Source organism: Streptomyces sp. NPDC002306 (assembly GCF_053593435.1).
On the sequence record NZ_JBSFCK010000012.1, the window covers coordinates 55,090 to 69,400 of the forward strand.

At 74.6% G+C, this 14,311-nt stretch carries 6 protein-coding genes; all 6 read right to left on the bottom strand.

Going from position 1 to position 14,311, the window contains the following annotated elements; all coding sequences use genetic code 11:
- Positions 1-101: 101 nt before the first annotated feature.
- Positions 102-2,570 carry a hypothetical protein gene (locus ACWCQK_RS23630; protein ID WP_451157916.1) on the bottom strand — a complete coding sequence of 823 codons (2,469 nt, stop codon included), beginning with the start codon at positions 2,568-2,570 and terminating at the stop codon, positions 102-104.
- A gap of 6 nt (positions 2,571-2,576) precedes the next feature.
- Positions 2,577-3,671, bottom strand: a complete 1,095-nt coding sequence (locus ACWCQK_RS23635) for a hypothetical protein (protein WP_451157918.1) — start codon at positions 3,669-3,671, stop codon at positions 2,577-2,579.
- Positions 3,668-4,804 carry a hypothetical protein gene (locus ACWCQK_RS23640; RefSeq protein WP_451157920.1) on the bottom strand — a complete coding sequence of 379 codons (1,137 nt, stop codon included), beginning with the start codon at positions 4,802-4,804 and terminating at the stop codon, positions 3,668-3,670. The genes ACWCQK_RS23635 and ACWCQK_RS23640 overlap by 4 nt, the downstream gene beginning before the upstream one ends.
- An 8-nt stretch (positions 4,805-4,812) precedes the next feature.
- Positions 4,813-7,509 (bottom strand): hypothetical protein, encoded by a 2,697-nt coding sequence (locus tag ACWCQK_RS23645; protein ID WP_451157922.1) that lies wholly within the window; start codon positions 7,507-7,509, stop codon positions 4,813-4,815.
- On the bottom strand, positions 7,506-11,645 hold the full coding sequence (locus ACWCQK_RS23650; protein WP_451157923.1) for a tubulin-like doman-containing protein: 4,140 nt from the start codon (positions 11,643-11,645) through the stop codon (positions 7,506-7,508). The genes ACWCQK_RS23645 and ACWCQK_RS23650 overlap by 4 nt, the downstream gene beginning before the upstream one ends.
- A 228-nt stretch (positions 11,646-11,873) precedes the next feature.
- Positions 11,874-14,252 (bottom strand): VWA domain-containing protein, encoded by a 2,379-nt coding sequence (locus ACWCQK_RS23655; protein WP_451157925.1) that lies wholly within the window; start codon positions 14,250-14,252, stop codon positions 11,874-11,876.
- Between the last annotated feature and the right edge of the window lie 59 nt (positions 14,253-14,311).

Below are 14,311 nucleotides of genomic sequence, written 5' to 3' on the forward strand. Positions count from 1 at the left end.
TCGCGCCGTGCACGGGAGCGGCTGTCCGCCGCGGCCCCGTGCCGGTTCATCTGTCGGCTTCTCATGTCCCCTGCTCCTGAGGGGAGTTCGTGGTCGCCCCCTCAGGCGATCAGGAGCAGGAGAAGGACGGCTGCGACGCAGCACATGCACAGGAACCCGAACTTCCATTTGTCGTCGGGCGGGGCCGCCCGGTGGCCCTCACCGGGTGGCGGTCGACGGGCGCCGGCCGGTGCGGGTGCCTCGGGGAGCTGCTCGGGAGATGTGCCGGAACGCGTGGGGGGAGGCGCTTGCGGGAGCGTCCCGTCCGTGAGCGGGGTCCTGGCCAGGCAGTGGACGATCTCCGACCAGGCACGGCTCGGCAGGTTCGGCACGCCGTACATGGTGGTCAGGACGAGCCGGTCCAGGAAGTGCCGCTCCATCGGGCCGGGACGTTCGCACAGGCGACGTACCAGGCGGACCACGTCCTCGTCGACGCCCCGGTGCGTCATGTACGGCAGCACGGCCCAGTGCAGCAGCCAGACGGCGGTCTCCGCCCTGTATCGCGGGTCCCGCTCGTCGGGCTCCTCGTCGGGGGCCGGGCGACCGCGGCGGAGGTAGAGCCGCTGGTCCAGCACCGCGCGACAGACGAAGTCCGCTTCCCGCAGACTGCGCCAGCCCGCCCGGTCGGCCAGCGCGCCGAGGAGAAGGTCGCTCTCCTCCCGCGGTATGCCGTGCTCCCCGAGCCGTTCCAGCAACTCCCGGTCGCTCCGCGCGTCGAGGCTCGTCGACGACGCCGAACGCCGGTCGTGCCGCCATCGGCCCAAGGTGACCCGGCGGGCCAGACGCTGCACCCGGGTCGGGCGCAGGGGCAGTCTCCCCCGGGGGCCGACGAGTGACGACGGCCGGCGGTCCGGGTTCCGCTCGTCGGCTTCCGGCAGTGCGTGCCCGGGGTGGGGAAGCCGCGGCAGGCCGTACCGCGACCGCTGCCGTTCGGAGGGCCGGCGGAGCAGGGGGTCCGTCGTCTCCCGGCGCCGGGCAGGTCCGGCGCCGGGGTCGGCCGGTGGGCGCTCAGGCATCGGTGGCGTCGGTGACGCCCCCGGCGGGGCGGGCGTCAGCGGTGACCGGGGCGGCGGCGGAAGGACGGACTCCGGATCCGGCGTGAAGGCGGGAGCGGAAGCGGGCGTGGAGTCTGCGGCGGGCGAGGGCGGGTACGCCGGCGCGGACTCGTGGACGGGTCGTGGCGTCGACTCGGAGGGTCGTGCGGGCCGGGTGGCACCCGTGCCCGTGGCCGTGGGTGAGGAGTGCGTCAAGGCATCGCCGTGTCCGGCGTTCCCGTCCGTGACGGGCTCGTGCGCCCTGGCTGCGGGCGCCGGAGCACCCGGGGCGGGGGTGGTCGGCACGGACGGTGCGCGGCGGTCGTCCGGTGAACTGCCGTACCGCTCGTCCTCGCGCGTGACGGAACCAGCCGGACCGACGGAATCGGCTGGACCGACCGACCCGCCCGGGCCGACCGACCCGCCGGAGTCCGCGAACACGTCCGGCCGGCCGGCCGGGTCCGGCTCGCCGGCTCCCCGCCCGTCCGCCGCTCCCGGCTCACCCTCGCCGGGGAGCGGGTACGGAGCGTTGTCGTGACGGACCGTGTGCCGGGGGCGCGGGGCCGCTGTCGTGGCCGTCCCCTGCATCACGGGGCCCTGGCTCGTCTCCAGCAGGCCCCGCAGCGTACGCAGCCGCTCGGACACCGGCATGGTGGCTCCCTTGGGGAAGAAGCCGAAGAGCCGGCGGAGGATCACCGCCTCGTCCGGGTCGGCCAGGAACAGCCGTACCAGTTCCGCCGCGATCCACTGGGCCTCGTCCCGCGGCGCGTCGCCGAACGTGATCCGCTCCAGCCGTGCCATTCCGGCCGCCGACGTACGCCAGGCCGGCACGCCGACGACCCGCAGGCCCCGGGTGTCGGAGGTGTCGTAGGTCGCGTAGGTCCAGCAGTCCGGCCCGAGCCAGTCGCCGAAGATGCCGCACAGCCCCCACACCAGCAGCGGGGTGTCGTTCGCCCCGACGGCGGAGAAGTCCGGTACCCGGATCGACACCGAGTGGTCCGGGGTGCGCAGCAGTTGGGCCACCACCGCGATCAGGGGCTCCGCGACCGTGCCCACCCGGCCCGTGAACAAGGGCCATTCCTGGGCGACCACCTCGTTGATCTCACCGCGCGTCGCCCGCCGCAGACCGCGGGGGTCGGTTCCGGGCGGCCCGCCTTCGGGTACGGGGAACGCGCTCAGCGTCAGACAGAGCCTGGGCTTGAGGAGTCCGCGTCCGCCGACCAGGGCATGGGACCGCGTGCTGCCCCGGCCATGGGCGTCGGGACCGCTCCGGCGGTTGACGACGACCACCTCCCCGGACGTGAGCACGTAACGGACCTGGCTGGGCTGTTCGGTGCCCTCCACCCGCAGCAGGTGGGCCAGTTCGGCTCTGAGCTCCTCGGCACGCTCCTTCTCGCAGGAGTACGCCACGGCGGTGATGCCCGTCCCCGTGCGGTCGCGGTTGCCCTCCCAGCGGAAGACGATCTGGTCGAGCTGTTCCTGGCCGCGTCGGTCCATGTCGCCTCACATCCCCACGGTGGACGGCCGGTGCGCCGGGTCCTCGGACAGCAGCCCGCACATGGCGAGGATCGACACCAGCGGACCCAGCACCCGTCGCGAGCGCACTCCGTGCGGGAAGCGGCCGTTCGTCGGCTGGCCTCCCGTCGCGGAGGCGAAGTGCAGGGTGCAGCGCAGGGCGCTGTCGAACGGCCGCAACCAGGCGGGAGCGGCATGGTGGCGCAGGAAGGCGTACACGTCGCGGCTCTCCTCGCGCAGTTGCCGGGGATCGAGCGGGGCCGTGGACGGCCGGCTGAGCCAGCGGTCTACGGGCGGCTCGAAGCGCAGCAGGTCGGCCTTGCCGACCACCAGCGCCATGGCCACGTCGAGATAAGCGCCCCGCCGGGGCAGCCGGTCGAGGACCGTCTCGAAGGCGGGGTCGCTCCGGCTCACGTGCAGGCCGTAGCGCTCGCGCGTCTCGTCGAGCTGCGGCAGCCCGCAGGCCAGCAGGGGATCGGCGACGAAGACCAGGGCGTCGACGCCCAGCAGGAAGCGCAGCAGCGCGTCCGTGCGGACCAGGTCCTCGCCGCCCAGGTCGAAGAAGGCCACCGGCCGCACCTGGCCGTCGGCGCCGGTGAGCAGCAGGGCCTCGACGAACTCGGCGAACGGCGTCTGTCCGGTGGCCTCCAGTTGCGCTCCGGCGCGCAGTTGCGCCACCCGTTCCCGGATGAACACCGAGTGGTCGGCCGGGTTGACCGACTGCCATCGCACGCCGTACGGCTCCAGGCAGCCATCGGTGACCTCGGCGACCATCTGGGTCAGCAGATGGCTCTTGCCGGTGCCCGACGTCCCGACCATGGCGATGGTCAGCGGACGGCCATGGGTCAGGTAGGGCACCGGGATGTAGTGGTGGGCGAGCCCTTCGGTGTTCCCGCACAGCTGGAAGGCCCCGCGCAGGACGTCCGCGCGCCGCAGCGGATTGGTGAGCCGGGTGATGTCGAGCCGTTCGTACTGCGACTTCTCGTTGCGCACGTGCAGGGCCCGTTCGTCGTAGACGACGATCTCCAGGCAGTACGGGCAGATCACCTGCCCGGGTTCGAGGTGGGTCGGCGTGCCGCTCACCGGCGTCCCCTTCCGCTTCTGCCGCGCTCGCGATCGGACGTCCCGCCCAGCCAGCCGCGTCTGCGGCCCCCGTCGTCCGGCGTGCCCTGCGCCGCGCGCGGGCGTCCGTCGCGGGGCGGGCCGTCCCCGTCGGGGGCCGTGGTGGTGTCCCGGCCGGGCGGGGCGTCCGGGTGGTCGAAGCGGTCGAGGCCGACGGCGGCGCGCTTGCGCGCGAGCGCCGCGTCGAACTCCCTGCGGTGCGGCTCCAGCGGGTCGGGGCGGGCCGCGACCATGGCGGCCGGGTCCGGGTCCGGCATCAGCAGGCCGAGCAGATGGGCGGGCGTCGGACGGTCCTGGGCCCTCGGCGCGAAGGCCGTACCGAGTGTCTGGGCCAGGGAGCGGTAGGCGTCGAGGTCCGCGGGCGGGCCGTCGGGCCTGCCCTGCCTGCCCGCCACGAGCTGGTACATCAGCTGCGCGGTGCTCCACAGCGCGTCCCGGGCGTCGACCTCGCCGACACCGGCGCGCTGTTCGGGCGGCGCGTACGGCGGGGTGCCCCACGGGGTGCGGGGGGAGCCGATCCGTGCCATGGCGCCCAGGTCCCACAGCTGCGCGCGCTCCCCGTCCCAGCGGACGGCGGCGGGCACGATGCCCCGGTGCGCCAGTCCCAGGCTCTCCAACAGCCGTACCGCGAGCACCAGATCACGCTCGATGATCCGCTGATCGGTGGTGGAGATGCCGTGGGCGAGGCTGGTGGCGGGCGCTCCCCGGGGCTCGGAGTAGATCAGGAACGGCTCGGCCGCGTCCATGTCGTAGCCGACCGGGACGGGGAACAGCCCCTGGAACGGGCTGCCGGAGAACGCGCGGTGGATCATCAGGGCCGCGCCCACCTCGGTCTCCAGCGCGTGGTACTCGTGGCCACCGGCGGCGTCGGCGGCGGACAGCCGTACCTGGACGCCCTTCCAGGCGTCGCCGAGGAGCAGCTCCCGCGCCAGCAGGGGCGGCCGGACGACCCGCCTGAGGTCGGGGCCGAACCGGGCGGGCACCGTGTGGCGCGCCCCGCTCGGCGTGGTGAAGGACAGATCGGGGGGCATCTCGGTGCCGTCGCCCGCCGCGTCGAAGCCCCAGCCCGCGGCGCGCCCCGTGGTCTCCGTCATCCGCTCGTTCACCGGTCCCCCTCGTCCCACGGGAAGTCCTGTGCCGGTGACCGGTCGTCCGCCCACTCGCGCAGCCGGACCGGGCGCACCACCCCGCCGCGCAGGGGAACCAGCTTCAGCAGTCCGGCGTAGCGCCCGGTGGCGGTCCACACCGAGCGGCTGCGCACGCCGGCCGGTGCCGACGCGGGGGTGTCGCCGTCCTGTGCGGCGCCGCCGGCCGTCCCGTTGTGGCCCTCCGCTCCGTTCCATACGGCCTGGGGCGCGAACCTGATCCACTCCACGCTGGTGGGGTCCCTGCTGAGCAGTGGTGTCTGGTCCGGGGAGGCCAGGTCGACGATGCGGCGGCCCTGCGGGTCCGGCTCTATGGCGTCGGCCACCCGCTGGTGACCGATGCCGAGCAGCCCCTCGGCGTTGCCGCGGCGGTCCGCGGACCGGGCGAAGGGCGGCGGCGAGACCACCCCCTGGGTGAACAGGTGCCGGCGGGTCACCTCCAGCATGTGGCGCATGCGTTGTTCGACACGGGTCAGGGCGGGTCCGCCGGCCTGGCCACGCGCCACGGCGCCCCAGTAGGGGTCGAGCGCGTTGACGAGGGTGTCGGTGAGGTCGCCCACGAGCGTGTCCACCAGCCGGGGTCCGCCCTCGCCCGCCTCCCGGTCCAGCCAGCGCGGGCCGTCGCCGGACAGCCGGTGCGTCGCCGGTGCGCCTCTGCCGCTGCCTTCGGCGGTCTTCGCGGCGGATCCGAGCCCGTCGCGCGTTCCACCGGGCGTGGTCGTGCGGTGGTACGGATCCGGCTCCGGCATCCAGTCGGGCCGGTCGGAACCCTCGTCGGCGTCCGCCGCCGGAGCGCGACCCGTGTCCTGGCGGAGCTCGTCCTCCCAGCCGTCGGCCGCCGGAGCCGGCATGGGGTCGGCTGCCCGGCGGTGGCCGTCGAGCTCCTCGACGGCCGCCGCCGCGCCGCGCAGCGCGCCGGCCACCATGCGGGCGGCGTTGGCGCAGTACAGGCGTTCGTCGGCGGCCCAGCGCTGCCGGAACACCGCCTCGGCGAGGAGCGAGTCGAGGAGGTCCAGGGCCCGCCGGGCGTCGTCCGCGCCGGTGAGTTCCCACCACTCGTCGACGGTCCGGCGCCAGCGCAGGACGACCAGGGCGACCGCGAGGGCCGCTCCGCACAGGACACCCAGCAGACCGGCCCAGGACGGCACGCCGGCCGCGCCGCCGAGGAAGAACCCGCCGACCGCGCCCGCCGTACCCGCCGCCGCCTGAGCCGCCAGGGCGGCCGCGCCCGATCCCGGGGCGGGGTGGCCGGGCTGCCTCGACCGGGCGAGCAGTGTGCCGCCGAGGAGGACCAGCAGGACGCCGAGCGCGCCGCACACTCCCGGCCAGGGCCAGGGCCACAGGGCGGCGAGCCCGCACGCGGCGAACGCGCCCGCGAGCCGGCCGGGGGTGGTGGCGGGGACGGCGACGTACTGGTCGGCCGAGACCCGCTGGGGCAGTTCGGGCGGACAGCGCCGGTCTGCCTCGGCGAGCAGGCCCGCGCTCGGCGCGGGCGCCACCTGCTCGGAGAGGGCGGCGAAGCGTTCGGCGACGCTGCGCAGGGCCAGCCGCTCGCCGAGCATCCGTTCGGCGAGCCGGTGCAGGCCCTCCCCCACGGCCTCCCGGTCGCCCGCGTACGGCGGGACCCGGACTCCGAGTTCGGACAGGAGCAGGGCGGATTCGGGCGTCGCGGGGGAGGCTCCCGCGGCGCCGTCCTGGAGGGCTCTGACGACCAGCGCGCGGTAGCCGCTCAGAGCGTGCGAGGCGGCGTCCAGCGCCGCCTCGGTGACCCGCCCGCCGGCTCCGGCGAGCAGGCCGCCGAGGCCGCTGAGCTGTGCCCACCCCAGGTGGGCCTCGTCGAGGGCGCCGGCGCAGCCCACGAACGCCCGGTCGGCCGCGCCGCCCGGGATCCGGTGGCCCGGCACCGCTCCCGCGGGCCGGCCGGCCGCGAGTTCGTCGACCGGTTTGGGCAGTTCGATCCGGGTCGCCTCGGTGCCGTCGGCGGGCAGCGGGGTGCCGGAGGAGCGCTCGCCGGCGAACCGGTTGAGTGCCTCGCGCCACGCGCGTGCCCGGGCGGCGCCCGAGAGGTCGTGCTCCAGCACCCGTACTCCGGGCACCGCGACGGCGTCCGGGAAGCGGGCGAGTGTCTCCAGGGTCTCGTCGAACAGTGCCCGCAGCAGGTCCACGAGGACGGCCAGCGCTTCCGGGTCGTCGGCGCCGACGGGATCGCCCGCCGTACGGGCGGCCCGCAGGTCGCCCGCCCAGAGCAGGCCGGAGTCCGGTCCGTGCAGCGCGGCCGGCCGCAGCAGGCGACGGCGGTGGCCGTCGGCGGGCTCGGCTTCGATGCCGGACGGGGCCGGCCGGTCCCCGTCCTGGGGGCCGGTGAGCGCGTCGGGGCCGTCGGCGCCCGGCAGATCACCGATGACCAGGCCCAGCATCCAGGCCTTGGCGCCGTAGCCGAGGATCTTCTCGTACAGGCTGTGGTGGTCCATCAGCCCGCGCGGGGTGTCCAGCAGGAGGAACCTGTAGTGCCCGTCGCCCGGTTCGGGCAGTCCCTCGTGCCGCAGTTGCTGCTGGACCGCCTTGCGCAGCGCGCCGGGTGCCGCCAGCCGGTGCGCGCCGGAGCGCAGGTCCAGCACGATGACGGCCTGTGCCGCCTCCCTGGCCTGGTTCACTCGGGGTCACTCTCCCAGGGGTCCCGCGCCGCGCCGGGGCCGTTCGCGGGGCCGGACGTCCGCTCCGGCCCGGTGGGGTCGGCGGACTCGCTCGACGTGATCCAGGGGAAGTCCTGCTCCCCGCGCTCGGGCCAGCCGTCGCCGTCGGCGGCGGGGAACGGCGGGTACATCGGCGGCGGGTCGGCGGCCGGCTCCGCGGGGCTCCGGTGGGAGCCCGCCGTGAAGTCCGGTCCGGCGTCCCGGCCGGGCGGGTCGCCGGCGCCGCGCGGGGCGCCGGCGGACGGGTCGGGCGTGTCAGGACCGTCGGTCTGCCAGGGGAAGTCGTCGTCGGCCGGGTCGTCGGCCCGGCCGGAGAGGTCCCGTACGTCCGGACCCGTGCGCGCCGTGTAGGGAGCCCGGTCGGCGTCCGCGCCCCGGCGGACGTCCTCACCGGAGGCGGAGGCGGGTCCGGAACCCGGTCGCTCACGGTCCGAGGCCGGCCGGGTCGACAACCGCTCGGGCCAGCGCGGCTGTTCGGGCCAGCCGGGAAGGTCGTACCGCCCCGTGGCGAGCGGCTCCTCCACCGTTCCGGCGGGCTCGGCGGCGGATCGGGTACCCGCGCGGTCCGCGGGAGACGCCGTGCGGTCCTGGTAGGACGCCGCGTGATCCTCGTAGGTCGGTGTGCGGCTCTCGTAGGTCGGTGTGCGGTCCTCATAGGGCGAGGTTCGCCCTTCGTGGGACGGCGTTCGGTCCTCGTGGGACGGCGGGTACGGGTCGGCGGCCGACTCCGCGTGGGACGGCGGGTACGGATCCGCGGCTGGTTCCGTACGGTCCCTACGCGGCGCGGGACGCGGCTCGGCGGCCGGGTCCGGCCGGTCCCCGCGCGGCGCCGCGTACGGATCCGCGGCCGGTCCCGTGCGCTCCTTGCGCAGGGGGACCGTCCCCCAGTCGTCCTCCTCGCGGCGCCGGTGCCTCGGGGCCGTCGGCCGGGTGGCCGGGTCCGCCGGTGCCGGGGCGAGACGCTCGTCCCGCATCGCCCGCTCCAGGGTGCGCAGCGTCGGCTGGAGGGCCCGCTTCTCCGTGAACTGCACGTCCAGGGCGCCCGGCAGGGTCTCGGCCCAGAACTGGTGCAGCGGCCTGATCCATTCGGCGGACCAGTGACCGGACTGGTGCTCCAGCTTCTCCAGCACCTCCAGTTGGTGCCTGGCGATGTCGTTGACGAAGTGGACGAACAGCGGGTCGGGGGTGCTGCCCGAGAGGGACAGGCCCTTCGGCTGGATCCTCATGAGCACGCTGCAGTAGTCCTCCACGATGCGGCCCTCGTCCAACAGCGCCCACCGCTCGTAGGAGCGCAGCAGTCCGGCCCAGCCGGAGATGTCGCCCTGGTAGTCGTCGAGTCGCAGCGTCATGCCGGGGATGTCGGGGCCGTCGTCCTCGTGCAGCCGGACGCGGACCCGGCGCGGCGAGTCGATGTCACCCTCGACGACGGTGAGTTGACCGTTCCACATCGCGCACAGCAGGCGGTGCAGGATGTGCTGCCGGTCCTCCTCCGTGCTGGCCAGCCAGTCGTCGCGGTAGCCGAGCCGCTGACGCCAGCTCAGCACGTCCTCGCTCTGCTCGACGTCGCGGGCCATGGCCCACCGGCGCAGCACGTTACGGGCCTCCGGCACCTCGGTGAGGCTCATCTCGCTGCGGAAGAGCACCACCGTGATGGAGTCCGTCTCCACCCCGCGGAACTCGATGGACCGCTTGCCGTCCCTGGGCAGCAGCAGGGACTTGCTCAGGTACTCCTCGACCGCGGCCTTGTTCTGGATCCGGGGATAGACGATGAGGATCTTCAGCGGGCCGCCGCCCTCGGGGACGAATCCGTGCGGAAGCAGACCGGCGATCTTGAACCGGAACTGTTCGAGCGCGCTCTTGCCGACCTCCTCGGCGGCTTCCCCGACCCCGGCCGCCGCGCTCAGCAACATCGCCATGGACGGCAGCAGCGGGCGCTCGTCGGCCTGTACGCCGCTCTCCGCGAACAGCGTCTTGATCCGTTGTTCGACCGCTGACTTGACGATCGCGACGGCCGCCGCGGGATTGCGTCGCCCCGCGGCGTGCGCGGCCTGCCAGCGCTCGCCGTCGACGAGTTTCAGCAGCAGGGCCGAGTCGTCGTCGTTGTCCCGCAGGTTGACCCGTTTGATCAGGCGTTCCCTCAGGTCGTCGTAGAAGTCGCGCAGGTTGCTCTGCGGCGGCAGCAGGTAGGACACACCGGTGCGGTCGTCGTAGAGCTCCTGCACCTGCTGCTGGAAGGCCCGGGGTTCTTCCTCCATCTGTTTGCGGAACGCCTCGACCAGCAGCGTCAGTTCGGCGCTGAGTGCCGCGGCGGCCGGGCGCCAGCGCTGTTCCTGGCGCCGCCATCCCTCGTGCCAGACGACCCGGGTGCGCCACTGGTACCAGCGGTCCTGTGCCTCGACGGCGGCCGCCACGTCGGCGTCGCCCCAGCGGGCCTTGGACAGGCCGCCGATGCGGCCCCTGATGCGAGGCACCGCGGGGGGCTGTGCGTCCATGCCCGCCGGGCGTCCTGGCTGGCGGCTGCGGTTCTCCAGCATGCCGAGGAAGCCGAGCACGGTCACGGGATCGGGGTCGCCCGGAACTCCCTTGACGATCCGTTCGGCGTGGAAGAGGTCGGCGGACCGCAGCACCCGTTCCAGGGCGGCGCGGGGCGCGAACTGCTCGGCGAGCGCGGGCGTCCGCCGGTCCACCTTGCGGCGCAGGTCGTCGAGCAGGCCCTGCATGTCGCTGATCCGGTCGCGCAGCGCCTGCTCGATGGCGATCCCGCCGCGGGGCAGCGGGTCGGGTTCGGGCACGGGCAGTGCCTCGCGGGTCCACAGCTCGTCCAGGCCGGAGTCGGCGAACATCCTGCGGACGGTGCCGGTGAAGTCGTGGCTGGGCCGGGCGGTGGGCTCGGTCAGCCGGCGGACCGACGTGGCCAGCATGCGGGCGGAGACGAGTTCGGCGAGTTCGTCGAGCGGCGCGGTCATCGAGGCCACCAGGCTGGTGGACACGCCCCGGTGGCCGATGCCGGAGGCCGCGCGGACGGCGCGGTGCAGGCCGCGGTTGATGAAGCTGGCGGCGAACGTCTGGTAGTCGTCGTCGGCGCGGGTGCGCGGTCCGGTTCCGTCGCCCAGCTCGGTGCCGACCAGGGACATCACCAGCGAGACGATGGAGCGGCGCAGGTCGTCGGGGCGGATTCCGGCGGTCCGGCTGAACAGGAAGGCGGTCGGCACCATACCGGTACGCAGCCGGACGGGGTGCACACCCGGGTAGCGGATGTGCATCACGGAGTCCAGGTCCGTGTCGCCGAGGTCGGACTCGGCGGTGGGCACGTTCTGCTCGTCGACCAGCCGGAAGAGGTCCACCACGGCCCGGGCGGCGTTGAGTTCCGCCTCGCGGCCGCCGCCCGAGGAGGCCGGGAAGGCGGAGGGCATGACCACCAGGGGGTAGATCCGCGCGCCGGTGAAGTTCTTCGCCCGGAACGCCTCACCGATCAGGTGGAGGTAGTCGAGGAAGATGCCGGCGCCGGTGCCGCCGGCCACCGAGTAGGCCACGAACACGTCGCAGCCGGACATCGGTCCGCCGTCGAGCTGGCTGAGTTCGCCTCCGGAGCGGCTGATCGCGTCGATGGCCTGGAGCAACGGGCCCATCACCGGGTCCAGTCCGTTGCGCAGGGTGCCGAACAGGGCCGCGCGGCCGACCGTGGGCAGTTGGCCGGCTCCGTTGCGCAGCGGGGTGACCTTGGGTTCGCCCGTGCGCGGGGGCAGCCAGCCGCTGATCTCGTCCCGCATCACGGCGCGCAGCTCCCGGGTGACCTCGGGGGAGCTGTCGTGGTCGGGCAGCAGGTCGTGGGTGGCGCGCGAGGTCCGGCTGTAGGCGGCGCGCAGCGAGTTGTCGGCGCTGAGGTGGGGCAGTCGGGCGAGTTCGGACTCGCTGAAGTCCGCGTAGACGAACTGGAGGAACTCGGGGAGCTGGTAGCGCAGCGGGATGCCGAGACGGTTGAGCGCCGTTCCGTCGGGTCCGCACAGTCCGGCCCGCAGGCGCCGCTCCAGCTCGGCTCCGACCAGTCCGCCGGTGCCGCCCAGCCCGACGAAGAGCATCGGCTGGAAGATCTTCATGTGGTGGTCCTCCGCCGGAACGCGGGGCGTCCCGGTCGCTGGTGGTCGAGTACGGGTGGGAAGGGACCGCGGTCACCGGTGCGCGGTCCGGGAGAGACGGCGGCTCCGGTCACCGCCCGGAGCCGTACGGTGTCCGGGCGGTGTCCCGGTGGCGGACGGTGCCGCGCCGGCGTCGGGCGGCGTCTCCGTCGGTGCCGGATGGCGTCCTCGGCGGTGCCGGTCGGTCGGTCACAGATCGGGGTGGTCCGCGGGGTCCGGGACGCTCGCCGCGTAGCTCCCGTTGTCGTACGGGTCGGTCGACGAAGCGGTGGTGGTCCCGGCCGCGCCGCGGCCGCGCTCGGGCGAACGGCCCCGTGGGGAGAGGCCGGAGCGACGGGGCGTCCCGGCCCGCCGTCCCTGGCTCTCGGCGACCTGGAGGGACAGTGTGTCGGTGAGCGCCAGTAGTTCGCCGAGGCGCAGGGTCCGCTCGCCCCGGCCGTTCGCCCGCAGCACCACTCCCCCGTTGAGGTCGCGGCGGACGGCGTACGTGCCTTTGTTGCGGCGTTCGATGCGGGGGGTGTCGGTGGCGGTGTCGACGATGTCGAACTCGTACCAGTTGCCGCGGCCGGTCTTGGCCTTGCGGCTGCCGACCAGGGTGGCGCCGGCGTCGCGCAGTTCGAGGACGAGTCCGCCGGGGGCGATCCGCAGCCGCTTGACGCGGCGGCGGGAGAAGAGCGCCGCGACGACGGCCACGAGCAGGAAGGCCGCCGGGATGATGACCTTCCACCAGGCGTCCCAGAGGCGTTCGAGGGCGCCCGGTACGGCGGTGACGGTGATGCTGAGCGGCGCGTCGTCGAGGACGCGGGCGCCTTCGGTCACGGTGACCTTGCCGCCGAGCGCGGTGCCGTCGTCGTCGAGGGGCGCGCCGAGGTCGCCTTCCGCGGCCACCCGCACGGTGACGTCGACGGTGCGGGTCGCGCCCGGTTCGACGGCCACCTCGGCGGGGCCGATGCTCAGACCGGTGTCCTGGGCGTCCGCGACGGCGAGCCTGACGGTGTGCGGTGCCGTGTCCCGGTTGCTCACCTTCAGTGTGCCGGTCACCCGGCCGCCGGGGTGGACGGTGGCCGCGGGGATGTCGAGTGCGGCGGCGAACTTGGCGTTCAGGGGCGCGGTGCTGGTCGGATAGGAACGGGCGTCCGGCAGGAGGCCCACCGATTCGACGGTGCTGGAGAAGAGCAGTCCGCCGGTGGCGCCGCGGGGCACGGTGACGGATCCGGAGAACACGCCGTCGGAGCCCTTGTCGTCCGCACCCTCGCCGTCGTCGGCCAGGGTGATGGGCACCTTCTGCGTGAAGCCCTCGCCGGTCAGTCGTCCGGAGACGGAGATCCCGCGCAGGTCCCGCTCGCCGAGTTTGACGCCGGCCCGGGTCAGCACCTCGACCTCCACGCGGGTGCGCTGCCCGGCGTTCGGCGACGGCTTCTCCAGCCGGATGTCGGAGCGCACCGCGCCGTGCCAGAGGACGCTGAGGGTGGCGGTGCGGCTGCGGTGTCCCTCGGGTGCGTCGAGGTGCACCCGCCACTGGCCGGCGAGGGGCCGGGTGATGCGCAGGGACTCGACCGCCTTGCCCCGTCCGGTGAGTTCGAAGGACGACTCGCCGTCTCCGTCGCCGGACGCGGCGACCTGGTGGCCCTCGGGATCGTAGTAGGTGGCCGTCACCTGCGGGTCGCCCTTGGAGACGACGATGGTGCCCTCGGTGGCGAGCGGGGAGACGCGCACGGTGAGGTCGCCGGGGGGCCGGCTCCGTGACCCCGGCTCCCGGTAGAGGCAGCGGGCGGCGGCGAACGCGGACTCCAGTGCCGGGCCGACGCCTTCGGCGCTGACGACCTGTGCCTTCGGCGTGGTCTGCGGGAGGTCGCGGCAGCCGTCGCGGTAGCCGCCGGCCGCCATCGCGTCGAGGCTCTCGCGGTCGACGTCCCCGCCGAATCCGAGCGGCCAGATCTGCACCTTGGCGTCGGCCGCCTCGCGCAGCGCGTCGGCGAGGTCCGCCGCCGCCTGCTCGTCGCGGGTCCTGTCGTCGAGCCCGCGGTAGCGGTAGCTGTCCTTCACGTCGAGGTAGCCGTCGGTGAGCAGGAACAGCACCCGGGGCCGCCCGGTGTCCCGGGCTTCCTTGAGGCGGGTGACGCCCTGCCGGACGGCGGAGATGAAGTCGGTGCCCGAGCCCTCCTGCGCGGTGCGCTCGCTGAGGTCGCCGGCGCACTCGCCGATCTGTTCCCGGCCCACGGCGTCCAGTTCCCGCATGGGGCAGACCTCGTCGACGGGTGACTGGGTCTCGGTCCTGGCATCGGCGAAGCCGTACACCACCATCCGCGACCGCGGGGAGGGGTCGCTGCCGGCGATCGCCGTGACGGCGTCCTTCTCCCGGGCGAGTTCCCCGGGCCCGAGGCTCGCCGACTCGTCCACGGCGACGGCGTAGTCGACCGGGGTGTCGGAGGCTTCCGCGGCGGCCGGTGCCGCGTCGACGGGCCGGGACTGCCCGGAGGCCTGCGCGCCGAAGGCGGGAAAGGCCGCTCCGGGCAGTGTCGCGGCGGCGAGCACCACCGCGGCGAGTCGGCGCGTCCTCGTGCGCACCGGCGAGCGCGCCCCTGCGCGCGCCCCCAGGAACGGACGGACGGCGGAGAGTTTCCCTG

Bases quoted from the DNA above. Each gene is read 5' to 3' on its own strand.
- ACWCQK_RS23630 (WP_451157916.1), bottom strand. From the start codon at position 2,570: ATGGACCGACGCGGCCAGGAACAGCTCGACCAGATCGTCTTCCGCTGG.
- ACWCQK_RS23640 (WP_451157920.1), bottom strand. From the start codon at position 4,804: ATGACGGAGACCACGGGGCGCGCCGCGGGCTGGGGCTTCGACGCGGCG.
- ACWCQK_RS23650 (WP_451157923.1), bottom strand. From the start codon at position 11,645: ATGAAGATCTTCCAGCCGATGCTCTTCGTCGGGCTGGGCGGCACCGGC.